This is a genomic window from Saliniradius amylolyticus (assembly GCF_003143555.1).
Classification (GTDB): Bacteria; Pseudomonadota; Gammaproteobacteria; order Enterobacterales; family Alteromonadaceae; genus Saliniradius; species Saliniradius amylolyticus.
The window spans coordinates 621,839-642,597 of record NZ_CP029347.1; the positions used below are offsets into that span (position 1 = coordinate 621,839).

Annotated in this window: 14 protein-coding genes; 10 read left to right on the forward strand and 4 right to left on the reverse strand. The window is 52.3% G+C overall.

Annotated elements, in window-relative coordinates; all coding sequences use genetic code 11:
• Nucleotides 1-9 precede the first annotated feature (9 nt).
• From phoB to HMF8227_RS03050, 4 genes are read left to right on the forward strand one after another with little or no spacing between them, the layout of a single operon-like run.
• Complete coding sequence (gene phoB, locus HMF8227_RS03035) at nt 10-699, forward strand: phosphate regulon transcriptional regulator PhoB (protein WP_109338775.1); 690 nt, start codon at nt 10-12, stop codon at nt 697-699.
• A gap of 21 nt (nt 700-720) precedes the next feature.
• Nucleotides 721-2,043, forward strand: a complete 1,323-nt coding sequence (phoR, locus tag HMF8227_RS03040) for a phosphate regulon sensor histidine kinase PhoR (RefSeq protein WP_109338776.1) — start codon at nt 721-723, stop codon at nt 2,041-2,043.
• Nucleotides 2,043-2,984: a PstS family phosphate ABC transporter substrate-binding protein gene (locus HMF8227_RS03045; protein ID WP_109338777.1), complete on the forward strand. Its 942-nt coding sequence runs from the start codon at nt 2,043-2,045 to the stop codon at nt 2,982-2,984. The genes phoR and HMF8227_RS03045 overlap by 1 nt, the downstream gene beginning before the upstream one ends.
• Nucleotides 2,984-3,787, forward strand: coding sequence for a 2OG-Fe(II) oxygenase (locus HMF8227_RS03050; RefSeq protein ID WP_109338778.1), 804 nt, complete (start codon nt 2,984-2,986; stop codon nt 3,785-3,787). The genes HMF8227_RS03045 and HMF8227_RS03050 overlap by 1 nt, the downstream gene beginning before the upstream one ends.
• 22 nt (nt 3,788-3,809) lie before the next feature.
• Here HMF8227_RS03050 and HMF8227_RS03055 read toward each other — a convergent pair whose 3' ends face one another.
• Nucleotides 3,810-5,171 carry a class II fumarate hydratase gene (locus HMF8227_RS03055; RefSeq protein ID WP_204101024.1) on the reverse strand — a complete coding sequence of 454 codons (1,362 nt, stop codon included), beginning with the start codon at nt 5,169-5,171 and terminating at the stop codon, nt 3,810-3,812.
• A 152-nt stretch (nt 5,172-5,323) separates the two neighbouring features.
• Between HMF8227_RS03055 and acnA the strand changes: the two genes are divergently transcribed.
• A complete protein-coding gene (gene acnA / locus HMF8227_RS03060) occupies nt 5,324-8,041 on the forward strand; it encodes an aconitate hydratase AcnA (RefSeq protein WP_109338780.1) in 2,718 nt (905 codons plus the stop codon).
• A 97-nt stretch (nt 8,042-8,138) separates the two neighbouring features.
• Here acnA and HMF8227_RS03065 read toward each other — a convergent pair whose 3' ends face one another.
• Nucleotides 8,139-8,624 (reverse strand): MarR family winged helix-turn-helix transcriptional regulator, encoded by a 486-nt coding sequence (locus HMF8227_RS03065; protein WP_109338781.1) that lies wholly within the window; start codon nt 8,622-8,624, stop codon nt 8,139-8,141.
• A 335-nt stretch (nt 8,625-8,959) separates the two neighbouring features.
• Between HMF8227_RS03065 and HMF8227_RS03075 the strand changes: the two genes are divergently transcribed.
• Together HMF8227_RS03075 and HMF8227_RS03080 are read left to right on the forward strand one after the other, a co-directional pair.
• Nucleotides 8,960-11,686, forward strand: coding sequence for a TonB-dependent receptor (locus HMF8227_RS03075; protein ID WP_109338783.1), 2,727 nt, complete (start codon nt 8,960-8,962; stop codon nt 11,684-11,686).
• Nucleotides 11,687-11,754: 68 nt separating this feature from the next.
• Nucleotides 11,755-13,803 (forward strand): tetratricopeptide repeat-containing sulfotransferase family protein, encoded by a 2,049-nt coding sequence (locus HMF8227_RS03080; protein WP_109338784.1) that lies wholly within the window; start codon nt 11,755-11,757, stop codon nt 13,801-13,803.
• A gap of 111 nt (nt 13,804-13,914) precedes the next feature.
• Here HMF8227_RS03080 and HMF8227_RS03085 read toward each other — a convergent pair whose 3' ends face one another.
• Nucleotides 13,915-14,706, reverse strand: coding sequence for a M48 family metallopeptidase (locus tag HMF8227_RS03085; protein ID WP_109338785.1), 792 nt, complete (start codon nt 14,704-14,706; stop codon nt 13,915-13,917).
• 197 nt (nt 14,707-14,903) lie between these two features.
• A complete protein-coding gene (gene metK, locus HMF8227_RS03090; protein ID WP_109338786.1) occupies nt 14,904-16,055 on the reverse strand; it encodes a methionine adenosyltransferase in 1,152 nt (383 codons plus the stop codon).
• A gap of 277 nt (nt 16,056-16,332) precedes the next feature.
• Between metK and tkt the strand changes: the two genes are divergently transcribed.
• From tkt to HMF8227_RS03110, 3 genes are all read left to right on the forward strand, one after another.
• Entirely contained in the window at nt 16,333-18,333 is a 2,001-nt protein-coding gene (gene tkt / locus HMF8227_RS03100) for a transketolase (RefSeq protein WP_109338788.1), read from the forward strand.
• Between the two features lie 185 nt (nt 18,334-18,518).
• Entirely contained in the window at nt 18,519-19,529 is a 1,011-nt protein-coding gene (gene epd, locus HMF8227_RS03105; protein ID WP_109338789.1) for an erythrose-4-phosphate dehydrogenase, read from the forward strand.
• Nucleotides 19,530-19,555: 26 nt separating this feature from the next.
• Nucleotides 19,556-20,734 (forward strand): phosphoglycerate kinase, encoded by a 1,179-nt coding sequence (locus HMF8227_RS03110; RefSeq protein ID WP_109338790.1) that lies wholly within the window; start codon nt 19,556-19,558, stop codon nt 20,732-20,734.
• The last annotated feature ends 25 nt before the right edge of the window (nt 20,735-20,759 follow it).

Here is a 20,759-nt window from a genome sequence, read left to right on the forward strand (position 1 = left end):
GTACGTTCTATGCCGAAGCGAGTCCTACTTGTTGAAGACGAAGCGCCAATCCGGGAGATGATCCGTTTTGTTTTGGAACAGTCCGGTTTCGATACCATTGAGGCTGAAGACTATGATGTAGCTATGGATAAGGTCAAAGAACCTTACCCGGATATTATTCTGCTGGACTGGATGCTCCCGGGGGGCAGTGGTGTTCAATTGGCTAAAAAGCTTAAACAGCACGAACATACCCGTGAGATCCCAATCATTATGCTTACCGCTCGTGGCGAAGAGGAAGATAAAGTACGAGGGTTAGAAGCCGGTGCCGATGATTATGTGACCAAACCCTTCTCGCCAAAAGAACTGGTAGCACGTATCAAGGCAGTGATTCGGCGAGTGACCCCGACGTCATCCGATGAACTCATCGAATACAACGGTCTGGTGCTGGACCCTGTTTCCCACCGGGTCTCGGCCAATGACGAGCCTCTTGATATGGGGCCGACCGAGTTTAAGTTACTGCACTTTTTTATGAGTCATGCTGAGCGGGTCTATAGCCGCGAGCATCTTTTGGATAATGTGTGGGGCACCAATGTGTATGTGGAGGATCGCACTGTGGATGTGCATATCCGCCGCCTGCGAAAGGCGATTTCCCGACATGGACATGACGCCATGATTCAGACCGTTCGCGGTGCAGGCTATCGCTTCTCTTCCCGAGTCTAGACCGGAGCTCTTTTACCTTTGATGTATTACCCCTTTTCCTGGTTTCGCAGTTTGTCGCGGCTGGCCGTTATACTGGCAGGCGCGGCAGCGGTAGGGGGGTATTTGGACGCTCTGTTCGAGACGCTGGCGCTGGTCACACTGATGTTACTGGGCTGGCACTACTGGCAGCTGTACCGCTTGCACCGCTGGCTTTGGCACAGTAAGAAGATGACGCCACCCCGTACTCGCGGGGTTTGGGAGCATATCTATGAGGGGGTGTACTACCTGCAGCGGCGTAACCGGAACAAACGCAAAGAGCTAGGCGCCCTGGTTAAACGGTTCCGTGAGGGTTCAGAGGCCTTACCTGATGCGGCCGTTGTCGTAGATGCGGCCTCCTGTATTGTCTGGTGTAATCGGCTGGCTCGCATCGAGCTGGGACTGCGCTGGCCCGATGACGCCGGCCGACGCATTGATAATCTCATTCGCCATCCCGAATTTATCGAGTTTTTCCACCAGGGGCATTTCGATCATCCCATTGCCATTACGTCGCCCACCAACATGGAAAAAATCCTCGAATATCGCATGATGCCATATGGCGAACAGCACATTTTGCTGGTCGCCAGGGACATCACCCGAATCAGTCAGCTTGAGGATATGCGCAAAGATTTTGTCGCTAATGTGTCTCACGAACTGAGAACGCCGCTCACCGTACTGAATGGCTATTTGGAAATGTTCGCCGGCGGAACCCAGTCGATGCCGGATGAGTTTGTGCGAAAAGCATTTACAGAAATGAGCGAGCAGAGCGTGCGTATGCAGAGTCTCGTAGAGCAGTTACTGGTACTGTCTCGTATCGAGGCCAGCTCGGAGCGTATCTACGAAAAAATGGTCGACGTACCGGCTCAGATGCAAACCATTGAGAGTGAGGCGCAGACTCTGAACAAGGAAAAAGGCCACCAGATCGAGTTTCACATCGATCCCAATGTGAAGGTGTTTGGCGTAGAGACCGAGCTTCGTAGTGCGTTCTCCAATCTGATCTTTAATGCCGTGCATTACACACCCAACGGGGGACATATTCGGGTGGATTGGCGACTAGAGCAGGGGCAGGCGCGATTCTCGGTGACAGATAACGGCGAGGGCATTGCCGAGCGGCATCTGGCCAGACTGACAGAGCGTTTCTACCGGGTGGATAAGGCGCGCTCACGTAAGACCGGCGGTTCTGGTCTGGGGCTTGCGATCGTCAAGCATGTGCTGTCCCACCATAACTCTAAACTGGAAATCAGCAGTGAGGTGGGTAAGGGCAGTTGCTTCAGTTTCCGTTTTTCGCCCGAATTGACCGTGGTGTCCAGTGAAGAGGCTCAACGTTGATGCGAATTCTAGCTGTTTTACTGATGCTGACCATGCTGCCTGTGGCTTCGGCTAAGGAGCCGTATAAGGCTAAGCCCGGAGTGGCGGGGAATATTACTTCGGTGGGCTCAGACACTCTGGGCAACTTAATGACCTTCTGGGCTGATCGGTTTAAAGGCCATTATCCCCATGTCACCTTTCAAATCCAGGCTTCGGGATCGTCCACCGCACCCTCGGCCCTCACCGAGGGGACAGCCAATGTGGGGCCGATGAGCCGGGAGTTAAAAGAGAGTGAGCTGAACTACTTTGCAAGCACCCATGGTTATGAACCTACGGTGTTGGTAGTTGCCATCGACGCCATTGCTCTGTTTGCCGATCTGCATAACCCCATCGAAGGATTAAGCCTGCCTCAAATTGATGCCATTTTCTCGATTACTCGTTATTGTGGTGGTGAGCAACCACTTCGGTTCTGGCATCAATTGGGTCTTGAAGGTCAGTGGGCGAATAAACGGATTCAGCTCTTCGGTCGTAACTCGGTATCCGGCACCTATGGGCTGTTTAAGCAAAAAGCACTGTGTAATGGTGACTTCTTGCCCACCGTGAACGAGCAACCCGGATCGGCGTCGGTGGTGCAATCGGTGGCCTATTCGGATGGTGCTCTGGGGTATGCTGGGTTCGGTTATAAGATAGCCGGCGTTAAAACTCTGCCGGTGAGCCCGGGGGATGGGCCTTATGTGAAACCCAGTATGGTGAATATCGCCTCTGGGGATTACCCCTTATCCCGCTTCCTGTATTTAGTGGTCAACAAGCCCCCGGGTCAGGCCTTACCGCTGCTAGAGCAGGAATTTATTCGCTTTATTCTGTCTGAGGAAGGACAAAAGCTGGTTGAGCGGGACGGCTTTATTCCCATACCCGAACGCTTGATTCGTCGGCAGTTGAATAAGATCGCCGGAGATGTCTGATGGCTTTGCCGGTCAAATGGCATCAATGGGTACTCGATAATTTGATGCGCGGGGTGTCAGCCAGCACGTTATTGCCAATCCTGCTGGAGAACGGTTTTGCCTTTGAGCAGTGCCGCCGGGTTTTAGGGCGTCATTTGCCAGAATCTGAGCGGCATCTAAAGGACGCTGTCTTCTACCGCAAGCTCGCCGAAGCGCCTTTGCGTGCGGGCAACGTTGGTCTAGAGGCGCTGGAAAGTGAAAAGGCGCAGTTGTTCCGGATTCAACAGTTTCTCAGCGCCGATGAGTGCCAGCATTTGATGAGGCTGACAGAACACAAGTTGCGACCCTCTGAACTGGCCAGTACTACCAGTGATCGCTATTTTCGCACCTCCAGTACCGGCGACCTGGAAAATTATGATGATCCTTTTATCGGCGAGTTGAACCAGCGTATTGCTCAAACGCTGGGATTAGACCATTCCTATGGTGAGCCCATTCAGGCACAGCGTTATTTGCAAGGTCAGCAATTTAAGGCTCATACCGATTATTTTGAACCGGCTACGGATGAATACGCTCATCATGCCAAACAGCGCGGCCAGCGTAGCTGGACGCTGATGATTTACCTCAATCAGGACTGCGGCGGTGGAGAAACAGAATTTCCACGTCTGAGCTTGTCTGTAGTGCCACTGCAAGGCATGGCGCTGCTATGGAATAACCTGGATGCAGACGGTGTGGTTAATGGAAATACCTTACACCACGCCCACCCCGTGTCCGATGGGCGTAAGTACGTCATCACTAAATGGTTCCGTGACCAAGCCTACGAGTAACCCGTTCCCGTATTATCTTCCATCAGGTCAGCTTTTTAGGGTCCAGCAGTTCCTTGAGCTCCTGCTCATCCAGATCGGTCATCTCCCTGGCCACCTCAAATACAGGACGCTTGTCGGCATAAGCTTTTTTGGCAATGGCCGCGGCTTTTTCATAGCCGATGCGCTCGTTTAAGGCGGTGACCAGAATGGGGTTTTTCTCTAATGGTTCGCTGAGTTTATCGTCGTTGACGCTCAGATCGGAAATGGTCTTCGCCAGTTCAGGCATGATGCTTGCCAACAACTGCAAGCTGTCCAACACGCACTCGGCCAGTAACGGCAGCATGACATTCAGTTGAAAGTTGCCTGACTGCCCGGCAATGGTAATGGTTTGATGATTACCCATAACCTTGGCTGAGACCATCGCTGCTGCCTCTGGCACCACCGGGTTAACCTTGCCCGGCATGATCGAGGAGCCGGGTTGAATGGCTTCAAGGCTGATTTCACTGAGCCCTGCCAGTGGACCGCTGTTCATCCAGCGCAAATCATTGGCGATTTTCATCAGGCTCACAGCCAGGGTATTGAGCTGGCCTGACAGGGCCACGATACCGTCCTGGCTGGCGATGCGCGAAAACTTATTGTCGCACGGCACCAGATTCAACTCGGTGAGTCCACTGAGATGTTCACAGATCTGCTTATCAAAACCGTCCGGGCAATTGACCCCGGTTCCCACTGCTGTGCCGCCGATGGGCAGTTGAAGTAAGTCTTTCTGACAATGCGTTAAACGGGTTTGGTTATCCGTCAACTGTCGTTGCCAGCATCCGAACTCCTGAGCCAGGGTAATGGGCATGGCATCCATCAGGTGGGTACGGCCGGTTTTTACCTTATCTTTAAGGGACTTGGCTTTTTCCTCGAGAGCATGAATTAGCCCTTTTAGCGCGGGGAGTAACTGGTTATTTAACTCACTGACCGCCGACAGCTGCAAACTGGTTGGGATTACGTCATTACTGCTCTGGCTGGCATTAATATGATCGTTGGGGTGTACGGGCTCGTCACATTGCTGGCTGGCCAGGGTTGCCAGTACTTCGTTGACGTTCATATTGGTGCTGGTGCCGGAACCGGTCTGATACACGTCCACACAGAGCTGGTCACGGTGCTCACCGCTTAGCAGGGTGCTTGCCGATTGCTCAATGGCCTGCTGTTGAGCGGCACTGATCTTATCGAAGTCGGCATTGACCCTGGCTGCGGCCAGTTTCAGTTGTATCAATGCTCGATGAAATGGCCAGGGCAGCGTGCGGTGGCTGATGGGAAAGTTATCTAAGGCTCGTTGGGTCTGAGCCTGATAGAGCGCTTTTTGGGGGACTTTCACTTCACCCAGGCTGTCTTTCTCGGTTCTGAACTGATCCACAGGCACCTCCATAAGTTTAATAGACTATGCTTAAGGCACAGATTCTGGTTCATTGCTGAATGACCCTTTACCTAATGAAGTTGGTATTAACACCTTGAAAAATCAACTATAAGCATAATTGATATAGGAAACATAAAAGACCGGGAGGACGAATGTCATCGAACTACGCTAAAGCGGCCAAGCTAAATCATAACGGCCAGTCTTACACTTACTACCCTTTTAATGCCGTCGCAGAGAAATACGATGTTGCTCGTTTGCCATACAGCCTGCGCATCCTGTTAGAAAATTTGTTGCGCCATGGTGAGGAAGAATTTGTCAGCGACGCCGATATTGAAGCCCTGGCCAACTGGCAGCCCAAGGCTGATCCCGATAAAGAGATTGCCTTTGTGCCTGCGCGGGTGCTGCTACAGGACTTTACCGGAGTGCCGGCGATTGTCGACTTAGCCGCCATGCGTGATGCGATGAAAGATCTGGGCCGGGAGCCGGAAAAGATCAATCCACTGGCACCGGTGGAACTGGTGATTGACCACTCGGTCATGGTGGACCAGTACGGTCAGGCCGATTCGTTTAAGAAAAACACCGAAATCGAGATGCAGCGCAATAAAGAGCGTTACCAGTTCCTGCGTTGGGGGCAAAAGGCCTTCGATAACTTCCGCGTTGTTCCTCCCGGTACCGGCATCGTGCATCAGGTGAACCTGGAATACCTTGCCCGGGTGGTCTTTAACAACGATGACAATGTGCTTTACCCGGATACGCTCGTTGGAACGGACTCGCACACCACCATGATTAATGGGTTAGGCATTCTTGGTTGGGGCGTGGGAGGCATCGAAGCCGAGGCGGCGATGCTCGGCCAGCCTGTGAGTATGCTGATCCCTCAGGTCGTAGGAGTTCGCCTGAAAGGGGCGATCCCCGAAGGTATTACCGCTACGGACCTGGTGTTAACCGTTACCGAGAAACTGCGTAAGCTTGGCGTAGTGGGTAAGTTTGTTGAGTTTTTCGGTGAAGGTTTGAGCCAGCTGAGTCTGGCGGACCGAGCGACCATCGCCAACATGGCGCCCGAATACGGAGCGACTTGCGGAATCTTCCCGGTGGACGAAGAGACTCTCAATTACCTGCGTTTGACCGGCCGCAGCGATGAACAAATCGAACTGGTGAAGCAGTACATGCAGGAAATGGGCTTATGGCACGACCCTGACGACAAGGAAGCCGAATACTCGGACATTCTCGATGTGGATCTGTCTGAACTGGTGCCGTCACTGGCCGGGCCAAAGCGGCCACAGGATCGCATCGACCTGACGAGTGCCAAGAGTGCCTTTGATAACTTACTGGATGAGCACAAGGCGCAGCAAGAACAGTTGATTGCCCAGTTTGAGGAAGAAGGAGGTCATACGGCCGTGGGGCACTCCGAAGCTGCCGAGCAAGGTGAAGTTAAGGTTAACTATCGCGGCGAGGATTTTTATCTGCAACATGGGGATGTGGTGATCGCCGCGATTACCAGCTGTACTAACACCTCCAACCCAGCGGTGTTAATGGCGGCAGGTCTATTGGCCCGTAATGCCAGCAAGTTAGGTCTGAAAACCAAACCCTGGGTTAAGACCAGCCTGGCACCCGGATCTCAGGTAGTGACCGACTACTTAGAACAGGCTGGTTTGATGGATGACCTGGAAAATCTGGGCTTTTACCTGGTGGGATACGGATGCACTACCTGCATTGGTAACGCGGGGCCCTTGCCTGAGCCTATTGGGGCGGCCATTAAAGAAGGTAATTTGCTGGTTAGTTCGGTACTCTCAGGTAACCGTAACTTCGAAGGCCGTATTCACCAGGATGTCAGAGCTAATTACCTGGCCTCGCCGCCACTGGTAGTTGCTTATGCACTGGCGGGCAGTATGCATGTCGATCTTTACAATGATCCTCTGGGTCAGGATAAAGATGGTAAGGATGTATTCCTAAAAGACATTTGGCCAGATACCGAGGAGATTCAACAGGCCATCCAGGCTAACCTGTCGGCCGATAGCTTTAAGAGTAAATACGCCGATGTATTTAAAGGCGACCAGGACTGGCAAGGGCTGGACGCGCCCAGTTCCAACCGTTATGAGTGGCCGGATTCCACCTATGTTCGCAAGCCACCCTTCTTTGACGGGATGGCGGCCAAGCCAGAAGCTGTGCCCGCCATCGAAGGTGCCCGCTGTCTGGTGAAGGTGGGCGACAGTATTACCACCGACCATATCTCTCCGGCCGGGGCGATTAAGCCTGAAAGCCCCGCGGGCGAGTACTTGCAAGAGCAGGGAATCAAGCCGGGTGACTTTAACTCGTACGGCTCGCGCCGTGGCAACCATGAGGTGATGATGCGGGGTACTTTTGCGAATGTGCGACTGAAAAACCAGTTGGCACCAGGCAGCGAAGGCAGCGTCACTCGCTATTTCCCGGATGATGAGCAAACCTCGATCTATGATGCCGCCATGCGTTATCAGCAGCAGGGAACACCGCTGGTGGTTCTGGCCGGTAAAGAGTATGGCACTGGCTCCTCCCGGGACTGGGCTGCCAAAGGCCCTGCGCTACTCGGAGTGAAGGCTGTGATAGCAGAGGGTTACGAACGTATTCACCGCTCTAACCTGGTCGGCATGGGCATCTTGCCGTTGGAGTTTGTTGACGGAGACAGCGCCGACAGTCTTGGACTGGATGGCACCGAACACTTCGATATCGAGGCCGTCAGCGAGCAGAGCCGCCGGATTAAAGTGGTGGCTAAACGAGAGGCTGATAATACAACCATTGAATTTGAGGCCAAGGTACGGATCGATACACCCAATGAGTATCAGTACTATGCAAACGGGGGCATATTGAAGTTTGTACTAAGAAAACTCGCCGCCTGATTTTTAGAGACGTTTAACAACAGATATTGTTTATTGTTGCAACTAAAGAAGCCGCTTAATCGCGGCTTCTTTTTTATTTATAGAGGCTGGTGCTGCATCAGCTTGTCTTTTGTTGGTCTCTTAGCCCACCCACTTCCAGAAAGGGCGAGGCATCCAAGTCTGCGGCGTCCATCATGCTGGCGATACGTTGCATTGAGGCAACCAGTTGGCTTTGTTCCCAGTCATGCAGTTGGTCGAACTGGTTTATAAAGTTGGCCTGCAGTGGTTTGGGTGCCCCAGCCAGAATTTCTTCGCCTTTGTCCGTTAGGGTTAGCGACACTCGGCGCTTGTCTTCGGTGCTTCGTACCCTGTTGATCAGCCCCTTTAACTCCAGCCGGTCTAAAATGCTGGTCACAGTCGCCGGACTCAGGTTGGTTTTCTCGGCCAGTTTTTTAACCATGGTGCCAGAGCGTTGTTGTAGCTCCAGCATGATCATTAGCTGAGGGCCTGTAAGCCCAACGGTGCGCTCCAGTTCTTTAGAGCGTAAATCAATGGCTCTGATTACTCGCCGCAAAGAGACCAATAATTCGTCGTGCTTTTCCAAGTTATTCTCCTTTCTGTATCGCACGCCCACGGGCTGAATAGAATCATTCGCCCCTATCTTCTGTGAGTTCGTAATTTTACCTAAATTAGACGATGGAGTGGAATTGTTTGTTCACAAATATTTCCTTTCTAAGAATATAAACTTTTTTCCATTTTTGTCAGTACCTGAAGGGCGCAGTAAAATTTTACTACTTTGCGATATCCTTGATTATACTGAGAGTTTAGTCGACTTCGCTTTCGTGAGGAAAATGAAGTTTGCTAGACTGAGAGTGATAACTTTCGAGTTTGTAGTACTTTTTATTTGTAGTGCTCTAACAATAATAGGGGAACACACTTATGTTTAGTCGTAAGAAGCTAAGTTATGCCGTAATTACGGCGCTGGCGGCCAGCAGCTCCACAGCCATCGCCCAAGAAGAACAAGAAAAGAAAGGGGTGGTTGAAACCATTCAGGTCACCGCTACCAAACGTACCGAGTCCGTACAAGACATTCCTGTCGCTGTGAATGCCCTGAACGGTAAGCAGCTGGACAACCTAGGGTTGGATAACTTTAACGACTATGTTGAGTTTTTGCCTAATGTGGTTTTCCAGGGGACTGGACCTGGTCAGAATGAGGTCTATATCCGCGGCGCAGCAACCAATCAAAGTAGCATTACGCTGTCATCGGTACAGGCACTTCAGCCAGCAGTAGCGTTCTATCTTGATGAGCAACCTATTTCCATGCAGGGTCGTAACCTTGATGTTTACGCTACCGATATGCAACGTGTCGAGGTGTTACCGGGGCCGCAGGGTACTTTGTTCGGTGCCAGCTCACAGGCCGGTACTGTGCGTCTGATCACTAACAAGCCCGATCACGCAGGTTTTGCGGCAGGGTTTGATACCAGTGTCAGCACCACTAAGGGCGGTGAGATGAGCAATTCGGTAGAGGCCTATCTGAATCTGGCGCTCACCGATGACCTGGCCGTGCGTGTTGCCGCTTACAACGATAATCAAGGCGGTTGGATCGATAATATCCTGAACGATCCTGATGGCAAGGGGTATAAAGGCAGCGCTGTCGTGATCAGTCGTATTTCCGGAGGTGTCTTATCTGACCCTGAAAATACCCCGGTAACAGCCCCTAAGAATGATCACCTGGTTGAAGATGACATTAACGATGCCGTGTATTCAGGCGCGCGTTTTGGATTGTCTTACAACATCAACGCCGATTGGAACCTGCTGGTACAGCATACCCAGCAGTCTCTGGCGACTGAGGGGGTATTCTCTTATGACCCGAACCTGGATGGTGAAAGTTCTGTTAACCGTTTCCAGCCAGAGACCAATGATGATGACTTCGGTCTGACAACCTGGACACTTGAGGGTCGTATGGATCAGCTGGAGGTAGTCTACACCGGTGGCTTCCTGGATCGTGATATTTATTCCAATATCGACTACACAGGTTATACCAACGGTGGTCAGTTCTCTGCATTCTATGTCTGTAACTATGGTGGTGACATCGCGCCTGAAGATGAGGCGTGTCTGGACCCGACCAAGTTCTACAAAGAGGAAACAGAGTCCTCTCGTGTGACTCACGAGTTTCGTATTAATACGCCGATGGAGAATCGTTGGCGGATCACGGCCGGTGTTTTCTATGATGACCAGGAAGTCGCAACGGTCGGTCAGTTTAAAATTGCAAGCACCGAGAAGTTCCCCAATTTAGCCCGGACTCTGGCAGGAGATGAGGGGATCAACTCCGATGGCGGGCCGTTCCCTTCAGAGGTCAGCTTCGTCAATGATGTCACTCATACCATGGAGCAAATCGCTGTTTTCGGTCAGGGTGAATATGACATCACCGACAACGTGACCTTGACCTTGGGTGCACGTTGGTATGAGATTGATGATATCTACAAAGGTTCAACAACCACTGCTGATGTTAGTGGTCGTTTACGTGCCTTTGGTGATGGAAGTGATGAGGCTTTGTTAGATTTCTTTGGGCCTAGAATTACCGAAGAGGATGTCTCAAACGATCCAAATTTGACAATGGATGATGTAACAGATGGCCTGAATGATGATGGTCGCGACTTTATTGAAGCGATCCAGTCAGGGCAACTTGATGTAAGCTTGTTAGATGATAGTGGCACTCTAAGCGTGGATGATACTATCTTAAAGGCTTCTCTGGACTGGAAAGTGAATGACGATGTGTTGCTATTCGCCACCTATTCAGAAGGTTTCCGTCCACCGGTGACTAACCGTGTAGGGGGCGATGCTTCATCTACCCAGAGTGGGGCTTTTGAAGGGTTCCGTATTCCGGTTTATTCACTGACCGATACCCTGGATAACTATGAGCTGGGGATGAAGGGTACTTTTCTGGATGGCAGCCTGAAGTTTAACGCCACAGGTTACTATTCTGAAATTAACGATCTGCAAACATCTCGCTTCGACCCCACGAATATTAGCTTCCTGGTGTTTACCGATAATGTGGGTAAAGCTGAAGTTCAAGGTGTTGATGCCGACTTCCAATGGTATGCCACTAGTAACCTGGTACTGACCGGTGCCTTCAGTGTATTGGATACAGAACTGACCGAAATCAACAGAGAGCTACGAGGTATTGCACCGCCGGAAGGCAGTGAACTGCCTTTCTCTGCTGATTTCTCCGGTAATCTGGCCGCCCGTTACTTTTACATGATGGACAATGGCTGGGAAGGCTATGTAAATGGCTCCATTAATTACACCGGTGACCGGAAAGTTGGAATGAAGATGGACGCCTATGCAATGGAAAACGCCACTCAGTTGATTTACGGCACAGGCAGTGGCTTAACTATTGAGCAGGAAGCCGCAGTTTATGAAGGTGCGGGTTACACTGATCCTGATGGTAATACCTTTGCTGGTGGCCGCTATGTTCAGGACGCCTACGCTGTAGCAAACCTGGCATTTGGTGTACAAGCTGACGAGTGGAGTGCCGAGTTGTTTATCGACAACGTCTTTGATGAGAGAGGCATTCAGTATATCGATACGCAGCAGTATACGCCGAAGGTCGTATCCAGTCGTCCCCGGACGGTCGGAGTTCGTTTCTCTTACGATGCCTTCTAGCATTGTTGTAGAGACTTCCTAAGGTCAAAGGCAAGCGCCGTGCGCTTGCCTTTGTTGTATTAATTAGGATGAAATACCCTCAAACGAAAAGTCTACTGGAGAAACAGGTCTTGCCAGAAACAATATCCGCGGTTCCGTTAGCTGAGATTCAGTCACAGATTCAGCAGGGGCAATTCGATGCAGCTCTAGCAAGCATTGACCATCACCTGACCGGAAATGTCGGTCGTGATGACAAGGTGGAGCTATGCTACATGCGCATTGTGTGTCAGCGTTATCTAAAGCAGTATGGACAAGCGTTAGAGTCTGCAACCCAACTGCTATCGCTTCGGCCTGACTACGCCCGCGCATGGCAGGAGCGGGGCTATCTTTATCAAGCGCAAAAGCAACCTTACGAGGCCGCAAAGGCTTTTTATCAGGCAACGAGATTGAACCCTGCGTTGCTGGCCAGCTGGCAGTCATTGTTAGCGCTTTATCAGGCACAAGGTAATGAACAGGCTGTGAAGCTGACTCAGGCTCGTATCGAGAGATTGAAGCGGCTTCCTAAGCCGATACTCGCTGCGACAGACCTGATGAATGAAGGCAAGCTTTTACAGGCAGAAAAGCTCTGCCGTCAGTTCCTGCGGCAGCATAAACATCATCATGACGGACTTTGTTTGCTTGCCGATATCGCCCAGCAAATGAAGGTATACGACGACGCTGAATTTTTGCTGGAGAGCGCCGTGGAGATTTACCCCGACTCGGCTCAGGCAAGAGAACAGTATGCGAGCTTATTGATAAAAATTGGTAAATATTATCGAGCGAAGCAACAGACAGAAAAGCTCATCAATATGGACCCGAATAACGAGCGCGCATCGTCACTTCAGGCCACATCGCATATCGGCTTAGGAGAACTGGATGAGGGGATTAAGGGACTTAAATACTTACTGAGCAAAACCCCTGAAAAATACGGATTATGGCTTGAGCTGGGACACGCTTACAAAACTCAGGGACAACGACAACAAGCAATTAATGCTTACCGGAACGCCTATTTGAAAAATGCAAACTGCGGTGATGCGTTCTGGAGCTTAGCCAATACTAAGACTTATCAATTTACCGAGGACGAAATCGAGCGCATGAGGGAGGTGTTCAGTAGCGAAAATGCCGCTGAAAACGACAAGATCCACGCCCATTTTGCATTGGGTAAGGCGTTCGAGGACCGACAAAATTACGCCGATTCATTTGAGCAGTATCGTTTAGGTAATGATCTTAAATTTGGCAGCAATGGCTACAGTGCTCAGTTTACCGAGGACAGAGTTGAGAAGCAGATCCAAAGTCTCACGCCAGAATTGTTTGAGCAGTTTGCCGGAGCGGGCTGTGATTCTACCGACCCCATTTTTATCGTTGGTCTGCCGCGTTCCGGCTCGACCTTACTCGAGCAGATTCTGGCGTCACACTCGCAGGTGGACGGCACCATGGAGCTGCACAATATATTGGGTTTGGCGCGCCGTCTGTCCGTTAATCCGACCCGAAACGGACAGGTTTACCCGAAGAGCCTCGCGGACCTGAAACCGGAACTGATGCGGCGCTTTGGAGAGCAATATCTAGAAGAAACCAAAGCCTATCGGCAGGGCGCGCCCTTCTTCATCGATAAAATGCCCAATAACTTTATGCATGTCGGCCTGATAAAACTGATCCTGCCCAATGCCAAAATCATCGATGCACGCCGTCACCCCATGGCGTGCTGTTTCAGTGGCTTTAAGCAGCTATTTGGGGAAGGGCAGGATTTCAGTTATGACCTTGAGGCCATAGGCCGTTACTACAGAGACTATGTGCGCCTGATGGACCACTGGGATGAGGTGTTACCCGGAGCTGTACTGCGGGTTCAACATGAAGACGTGGTTAATGACCTGGAAGGACAGGTAAAACGGTTACTGGATTTTTGTGGTTTACCCTTTGAGTCTCAGTGTCTGGATTTTTATAAAACCGAACGGGCCATCCAAACGCCCAGTGCCGAGCAGGTACGTCAGCCCATTTATCGTTCGGGACTGGCTCAATGGAAGCACTTCGAGCCTTATCTGGAGCCGCTAAAGCGAGCGCTGGGAGACGATTTGCTCAACGAGTATGAGCGGTTTCTGTAAATCGGCGTCAGGGTGAGGTGCAGCCAGTCACAGATCCCGTCTGGTAAGGAGGTCGCAGGGAGCCACATCAAGAAGGGCTAACGGCGACTCTGTGACTGGCTTAGCTGTTTGCTATCGACAGTTTGGCTTATTGGGCGCCTGTTTATAGGCTTTAAGGGCGCCTGGCATGTTTTTCTGCAATTTTTCAATCCGGCTGCTGGGGGCAGGGTGAGTGGACAGCCATTCCGGTGACCGCTGACCACCTGCCTTATCCATATTCTGCCACAGGTTGACCGATTGTCTGGGATCAAAGCCGGCTTTGGCCATGAGCTGCAGGCCGATGACATCGGCTTCTGTTTCATGGGTGCGGCTGAATGGTAATTCTACAAAGCCTTTTATTGATATTCCCAAAGCGGCCATAATCATATTAGAGTTGCCGACTTCATTGGCCTGCAGAATCTGCTGAGTGGCCTGCATACCGATGCCGATCAGGGCGCTGTTAGACATGCGCTCATTGCCGTGCTCGGCAATCACATGACCCACCTCGTGACCAATCACCGCCGCCAGTTGATGTTGGTTCTCGGCCACATTCAACAGGCCGGTATAGACGCCGATTTTTCCGCCGGGCAGGGCAAAAGCGTTCACCTGAGGCTCATCAAACACCACCACTTCCCACTGGCCGTTATACACCTCTTTGGAAACTTGCGCTGCAACGTGTCTGGCAACACAGGTGACATAGTCATTTTGCACCGGTTGAGAGGAGACTTTCTGCTCTGACTTCATGCTGTCAAAGGCTTGTTTCCCCATTTCGGCCAGCTGATCGGACGAATACAGTTTTAGCTGGCTGCGACCCGTGGGGGACTTGGCACAGGCCGTAATAAAAATCGCCATAACGGCCAAGGTAATGAGTTGATTCCACTTCATGGTGAACCTCCGCTAATGCACTTCAAATCAAGATAGCAAAAGCGACAGGTGAAAACAGCAGATCTTTTATGACATCAAGGATTAAAGGGGAGATGAGTGTGAGATGTCATCAGGACAGGTCGCAAACCAGATTCTGCCATTAAGGGGCGAATAGTGATCCGGTGTGTGACGGTGTCCTGATGATCGTATCGGTTGGCTTAGACTCCGGCGGCGGATTTAAGCAGCTCGGCCTTGTCCGTTTGCTCCCAGGGGAATTCCTCGCGACCGAAGTGGCCATAGGCGGCAGTCTGACGGAAAATGGGGCGTTCTAAGTCCAGCATCTTGATCAGGCCATAGGGGCGCAGGTCGAAGTACTCTCTCACCAGAGCCACCAGCGTGGCATTATCTACTTTGCCGGTGCCGAAGGTGTCGATACTGATAGAGGTCGGCTCAGCCACACCGATGGCGTAAGACACCTGAATCTCACATTTATCGGCTAACCCTGCGGCAACGATGTTCTTGGCAACGTATCGGCCAGCATAGGCAGCAGAACGATCCACTTTGGACGGGTCCTTACCGGAAAACGCCCCGCCGCCGTGACGGGCCATGCCACCGTAGGTATCGACGATGATTTTACGTCCGGTCAGGCCGCAGTCACCCACAGGGCCTCCAATGACGAAACGCCCCGTCGGGTTGATAAAGTATTTGGTGTCCTTGGTCAGCCATTGCTCCGGCAAGACCGGCTTAATGATTTCTTCCATCACCGCTTCGGTGAGGTCGGCGGTACTGATATCTTCGCTGTGCTGGGTAGATAGCACCACGGCATCGATGCCGGCGGGCTTGTCGTTTTCGTAGGCGAAAGTCACCTGGCTCTTGGCATCGGGGCGCAGCCAATCTAAACGGCCACTCTTGCGCAGCTCTGACTGACGCTTCACTAAGCGGTGCGAATACGTGACGGGGGCTGGCATCAGCACTTCGGTTTCATTGGTGGCGAAGCCAAACATCAGGCCCTGGTCTCCGGCGCCTTGTTCTTCCGGTGAGCTTCGATCCACACCCTGATTGATGTCCGGACTTTGCTTGCCAATGGCGTTGAGGACCGCGCAGGAATCGGCATCGAATCCCATTTTAGAACTTGTGTAGCCAATATCCCGAATCACATCACGGGTCAGTTGCTCAATGTCCACCCAGGCGGTCGTAGTGACTTCGCCGCCGACCAATACCATGCCGGTTTTGACGTAGGTTTCGCAGGCCACGCGAGCCCGAGGGTCCTGTTCTAAAATGGCATCCAGTACGGCGTCTGAAATCTGATCGGCGACCTTGTCCGGATGACCTTCGGATACGGACTCTGAAGTGAATAATTGTTTAGCCATTGCCTCTATTCCTCTGTCGTTTGGGTCACAGGTTTGTCGGATCCTGTTTGAGCCTAGTGTACGAAAGCCGGTCCGATTTTACCAGTTTTTACTTCTAGACGTCTAAACGCCTGTTTGTTAGTTTTGGTTTCCAGTTTCACGGTAAAAGCCGTGGTGTAATATAAGCTGGTAAAACGGCATAAAAAGCCCTTGCCCAGCCATTGCAGAACACGGTTTAGTCGGTAAGATAAGTAGCCTTTTTCGAAATACACAACATATTGATGGCCCAGGAGTAGTTATGCCCTCACGTCGAGAACTCGCCAACGCTATCCGTGCTCTGAGCATGGACGCGGTCCAACAAGCCAAGTCCGGTCATCCGGGTGCCCCCATGGGAATGGCCGATATCGCCCAGGTACTGTGGTGCGATTATCTTAAACACAACCCGGAAAACCCTGAGTGGACAGACCGCGACCGCTTTGTCTTATCCAATGGCCATGGCTCCATGTTGGTGTATTCACTTTTACACCTCAGTGGTTACGACCTGTCTATCGAAGAGATCAAAAACTTTCGTCAGTTGGGCTCCAAAACTCCGGGGCACCCTGAGTATGGCTATACCCCGGGCGTGGAAACCACCACAGGACCATTGGGCCAGGGCATCAGTAATGCGGTGGGCATGGCAATAGCCGAAAAGGCGCTTGCGGCGCAATTTAATCGTCCCGGCCATGATGTGATTGACCACTACACCTACTGCTTCATGGGTGATGGTTGCCTGATGGAAGGCATCTCTCACGAAACCTGCTCACTGGCGGGCACCCTGGGTCTGGGTAAGCTGATCGCCTTTTGGGACGACAACGGTATCTCCATCGACGGCGACGTCGAAGGTTGGTTTACCGATGACACCCCGGCTCGTTTTGAGTCTTATGGCTGGCATGTGGTGCGTGATGTGGATGGCCACGACCCTGAGCAGATTAAACAAGCCATCGACGCGGCGCGCGCTGAAACCGGCAAGCCGACTCTGATTTGCTGCCGTACGGTGATTGGTTTCGGTTCTCCTAACAAAGCCGGTACCCACGGCTGTCATGGTGCGCCTCTGGGCGACGATGAAATCGCCGCCACTCGCAAAGAGTTGGGGTGGGAACATGGGCCTTTCGACGTGCCTTCAGAAATCTATGCCGAGTGGGATGCCAAGGCAAAAGGTGCCGCTATCGAACATGAGTGGCATGATAAGTTTGCCGCTTATTCTGAAGCCTTCCCTGAGTTGGCCGCTGAGTTAGATCGTCGCCTGAACGGAGAGTTGCCGGCTGACTTTGATGCGAAGGCCGAGTCTTTTATCCGCGAATGTCAGGATAAAGGTGAAGATATTGCCAGTCGTAAGGCGTCACAAAATACCATCGAAGCCTTTGCCAAAGATCTTCCTGAATTGCTTGGCGGTTCCGCCGATCTGGCCGGCTCTAACCTGACCCTGTGGTCTGGCTCTAAGGGGCTGACCGGCGAAGACGCCAGCGGCAACTACATCTACTATGGTGTGCGCGAGTTTGGCATGAGCGCCATTATGAACGGCATCGGCTTACACGGCGGTTTCCGCCCCTATGGCGCCACCTTCCTGATGTTTATGGAATACGCCCGTAATGCGGTGCGTATGTCGGCACTGATGGGGATTCCCAATATCTTTGTGTACACCCATGACTCCATTGGTCAGGGCGAAGACGGTCCTACTCACCAGGCCGTAGAGCAGCTGACTAATCTGCGCACGACACCCAATATGCATACCTGGCGACCTTGTGACGCCACTGAAACTGCAGCGGCCTGGAAGTCGTCGCTGGAACGTAAGGACGGTCCCACTTCTTTGGTGTTCAGTCGCCAGGGGTTAAAAGCTCAGCAGCGCAGTGAAGCGGAGATCGAGAACATCGCCCGTGGTGGCTATATCCTGCAAGATTGTGATGGTCAGCCCGAACTGATTCTGATCGCCACCGGTTCTGAGGTTGCGATTACCGTTGAGGCCGCCAGTCAGCTTACCGAGCAGGGCAAGAAAGTGCGTGTGGTATCGATGCCCAGCACGTCGGTATTTGACCACCAAGAAGCTGATTATAAAGAGTCCGTATTGCCTGCCTCAGTCACCAAACGGGTGGCGGTGGAAGCGGCCCATAGCGACTTCTGGTACAAGTATGTGGGTTTTGCCGGCAAGGTCGTCGGTATGACCACCTTTGGTGAGTCCGCCCCGGGCGGCGTGCTGATGGAGCACTTTGGCTTTACTGCTACCAATGTCGTGGACACTGCCAGACAGTTGCTGGAAGCCTAACCGCTTTTTGGTCGAGGCTTGCTCTTGGCTTTATGCTCAGGGAGTGTTGTCATTAAGCAGATCCTGTGCGGCAGGAAGCCGCACAGGAGATCCTAGGATGGGTTTACGGCGAGTCTGCGTATGACAAGGCTAGCTGAATGCCAACTCGACGCACATAATTGAACCATGCAGGAAGGTCCTATTTCATGATCAAAGTTGCCATCAATGGCTTTGGCCGTATCGGTCGCAATGTGCTCCGGGCTCTTTACGAAACGGGGCGCAACCAGCAGATCCAGATTGTTGCCATCAACGAACTGGCTAAGCCTGAGGGCATCGCTCACCTGCTTAAATACGACACCGCCCACGGCCGCTTTGGTTTTAATGTGGCCTTAGACGGTGACCAGTTGCTGGTGGCCGGGGATCGCATTCAACTGCTGCATCGTGAGTCGATTGAGCAGTTGCCCTGGGCGGAGCTGGGCGTGGATGTGGTCTTAGAGTGCACTGGCGTTTATGGTAATCGCCAGTCCGGTGAGGCGCATCTGAAACAGGGCGCTAAGCGGGTGCTCTACTCTCAGCCCGCCACTCCGGATGTGGATGCCACCGTGATCTATGGCATCAATGATCATGAACTGACCGGCGACCATCAACTTGTCTCAAATGGCTCTTGTACCACCAACTGTATCGTTCCCGTGATACAGGCATTGGATCAGGCCTTCGGGGTAGACAGTGGTACTATCACCACCATTCATTCGTCTATGCACGATCAGCAGGTGATCGACGCCTATCACGATGACTTGCGTCGTACCCGGGCCGCCAGTCAGTCCATCATCCCGGTGGATACCCGCTTAGCGGCCGGTATAGAACGTATCTTGCCCAAGTTCTCAGGGCGCTTCGAAGCGATTGCGGTGCGTGTGCCGACCATCAATGTTACTGCCATGGATCTGAGCCTGACCGTATTCGATGAGGTGAATCGGGAGAAAGTCAACCAGGCCTTGATGCAAGCCCGGGATGGCCGGTTATCGGGGATTTTGGGGTACACCGAAGAGCCGCTGGTGTCGGTGGATTTTAATCACGACCCTCACTCGGCCATCGTCGATGGCTCCCAAACCCGGGTCAGTCACAAACATTTAATCAAGACTTTGGTATGGTGTGACAACGAATGGGGCTTTGCTAATCGCATGTTGGATACGGTCACTGTGATGGCCGATACTTTCTAATCTCTAATCCAGTCTAAGGAATTCCTATGAACGTACTAACCCTCGATGATGTGACACTCGATGGCAAGCGAGTGCTGATCCGCCAGGATCTGAATGTCCCCGTCAAAGACGGTAAAGTGACCTCGGATGCCCGTATTAAGGCCTCTATTCCTACCATTCAGAAGGCTCTGGCAGGTGGCGCCAAGGTAATGGTGATGTCCCATCTCGGACGCCCCACAGAAGGTGAGTATGACCCAGAGTTATCGTTACAGCCGGTGGTGGATTATCTGGTGGAAGCTCTGGAGGTACCGGTAAGGCTGGAAAAAGATTATCTCGGTGGCGTGGACCAGCGTGAAGGCGAACTGGTGGTATTGGAAAACGTTCGCTTTAACCCCGGCGAGAAAAAAGATGATGAAACACTGGCGAAGCAATACGCCAGCCTGTGTGACGTGTTTGTCATGGATGCTTTTGGTACGGCGCACCGGGCGCAGGCCTCTACCCATGGTGTGGGCGTCTACGCACCTGTGGCGTGTGCTGGTCCGCTATTGGCCGGTGAACTCGATGCCTTAAGCAAGGCGCTGGACAATCCTAACCGACCGTTGCTGGCGATCGTGGGTGGCTCAAAGGTATCGACCAAACTAACGGTGTTAGAGTCTTTGTCTACCAAGGTGGATCAGTTGATTGTTGGCGGGGGGATCGCTAATACCTTTATTGCCGCAAGTGGCCAGCCGGTGGGCAAGTCTCTGTATGAACAGGACTTAATCCCCGAAGCCAAGCGCTTGATGGAACAGGCTAAGTCAGCGGGTGGTGATATTCCGGTGCCCTCCGATGTCGTCACCGGGAAAGAGTTTGCCGAGGATGCCGCCGCTGAGAGCAAGTCGGTAGGCGAGGTGGCCGACGACGATATGATCTTCGATATCGGTCCGGATACGGCCAAGGTGTTTGCCGAGCGTATCAGGCAGGCGGGCACCATCGTCTGGAATGGGCCTGTCGGCGTATTCGAGTTTGACCAGTTTGGCGAGGGAACCAAGGCACTGTCTATGGCGATTGCCGAGAGCGACGCCTTTTCTATTGCCGGTGGTGGCGATACGCTGGCAGCGGTGGATAAATACGGCATTGCTGACAAGGTATCCTATATTTCTACCGGCGGCGGGGCGTTTCTGGAGTTTCTGGAGGGCAAGACACTCCCTGCTGTAGAGATGCTGGAAAAGCGCGCCAGGGAATAACGGCAAACTGAATGGCCATCAAATC

Excerpts from the sequence above, each read along its gene's own strand:
- phoB (WP_109338775.1), top strand. The coding sequence starts at position 10 with ATGCCGAAGCGAGTCCTACTTGTTGAAGACGAAGCGCCAATCCGGGAG.
- phoR (WP_109338776.1), top strand. The coding sequence starts at position 721 with ATGTATTACCCCTTTTCCTGGTTTCGCAGTTTGTCGCGGCTGGCCGTT.
- HMF8227_RS03045 (WP_109338777.1), top strand. The coding sequence starts at position 2,043 with ATGCGAATTCTAGCTGTTTTACTGATGCTGACCATGCTGCCTGTGGCT.
- HMF8227_RS03050 (WP_109338778.1), top strand. The coding sequence starts at position 2,984 with ATGGCTTTGCCGGTCAAATGGCATCAATGGGTACTCGATAATTTGATG.
- acnA (WP_109338780.1), top strand. The coding sequence starts at position 5,324 with ATGTCATCGAACTACGCTAAAGCGGCCAAGCTAAATCATAACGGCCAG.
- HMF8227_RS03075 (WP_109338783.1), top strand. The coding sequence starts at position 8,960 with ATGTTTAGTCGTAAGAAGCTAAGTTATGCCGTAATTACGGCGCTGGCG.
- HMF8227_RS03080 (WP_109338784.1), top strand. The coding sequence starts at position 11,755 with ATGAAATACCCTCAAACGAAAAGTCTACTGGAGAAACAGGTCTTGCCA.
- HMF8227_RS03085 (WP_109338785.1), bottom strand. The coding sequence starts at position 14,706 with ATGAAGTGGAATCAACTCATTACCTTGGCCGTTATGGCGATTTTTATT.
- metK (WP_109338786.1), bottom strand. The coding sequence starts at position 16,055 with ATGGCTAAACAATTATTCACTTCAGAGTCCGTATCCGAAGGTCATCCG.
- tkt (WP_109338788.1), top strand. The coding sequence starts at position 16,333 with ATGCCCTCACGTCGAGAACTCGCCAACGCTATCCGTGCTCTGAGCATG.
- epd (WP_109338789.1), top strand. The coding sequence starts at position 18,519 with ATGATCAAAGTTGCCATCAATGGCTTTGGCCGTATCGGTCGCAATGTG.
- HMF8227_RS03110 (WP_109338790.1), top strand. The coding sequence starts at position 19,556 with ATGAACGTACTAACCCTCGATGATGTGACACTCGATGGCAAGCGAGTG.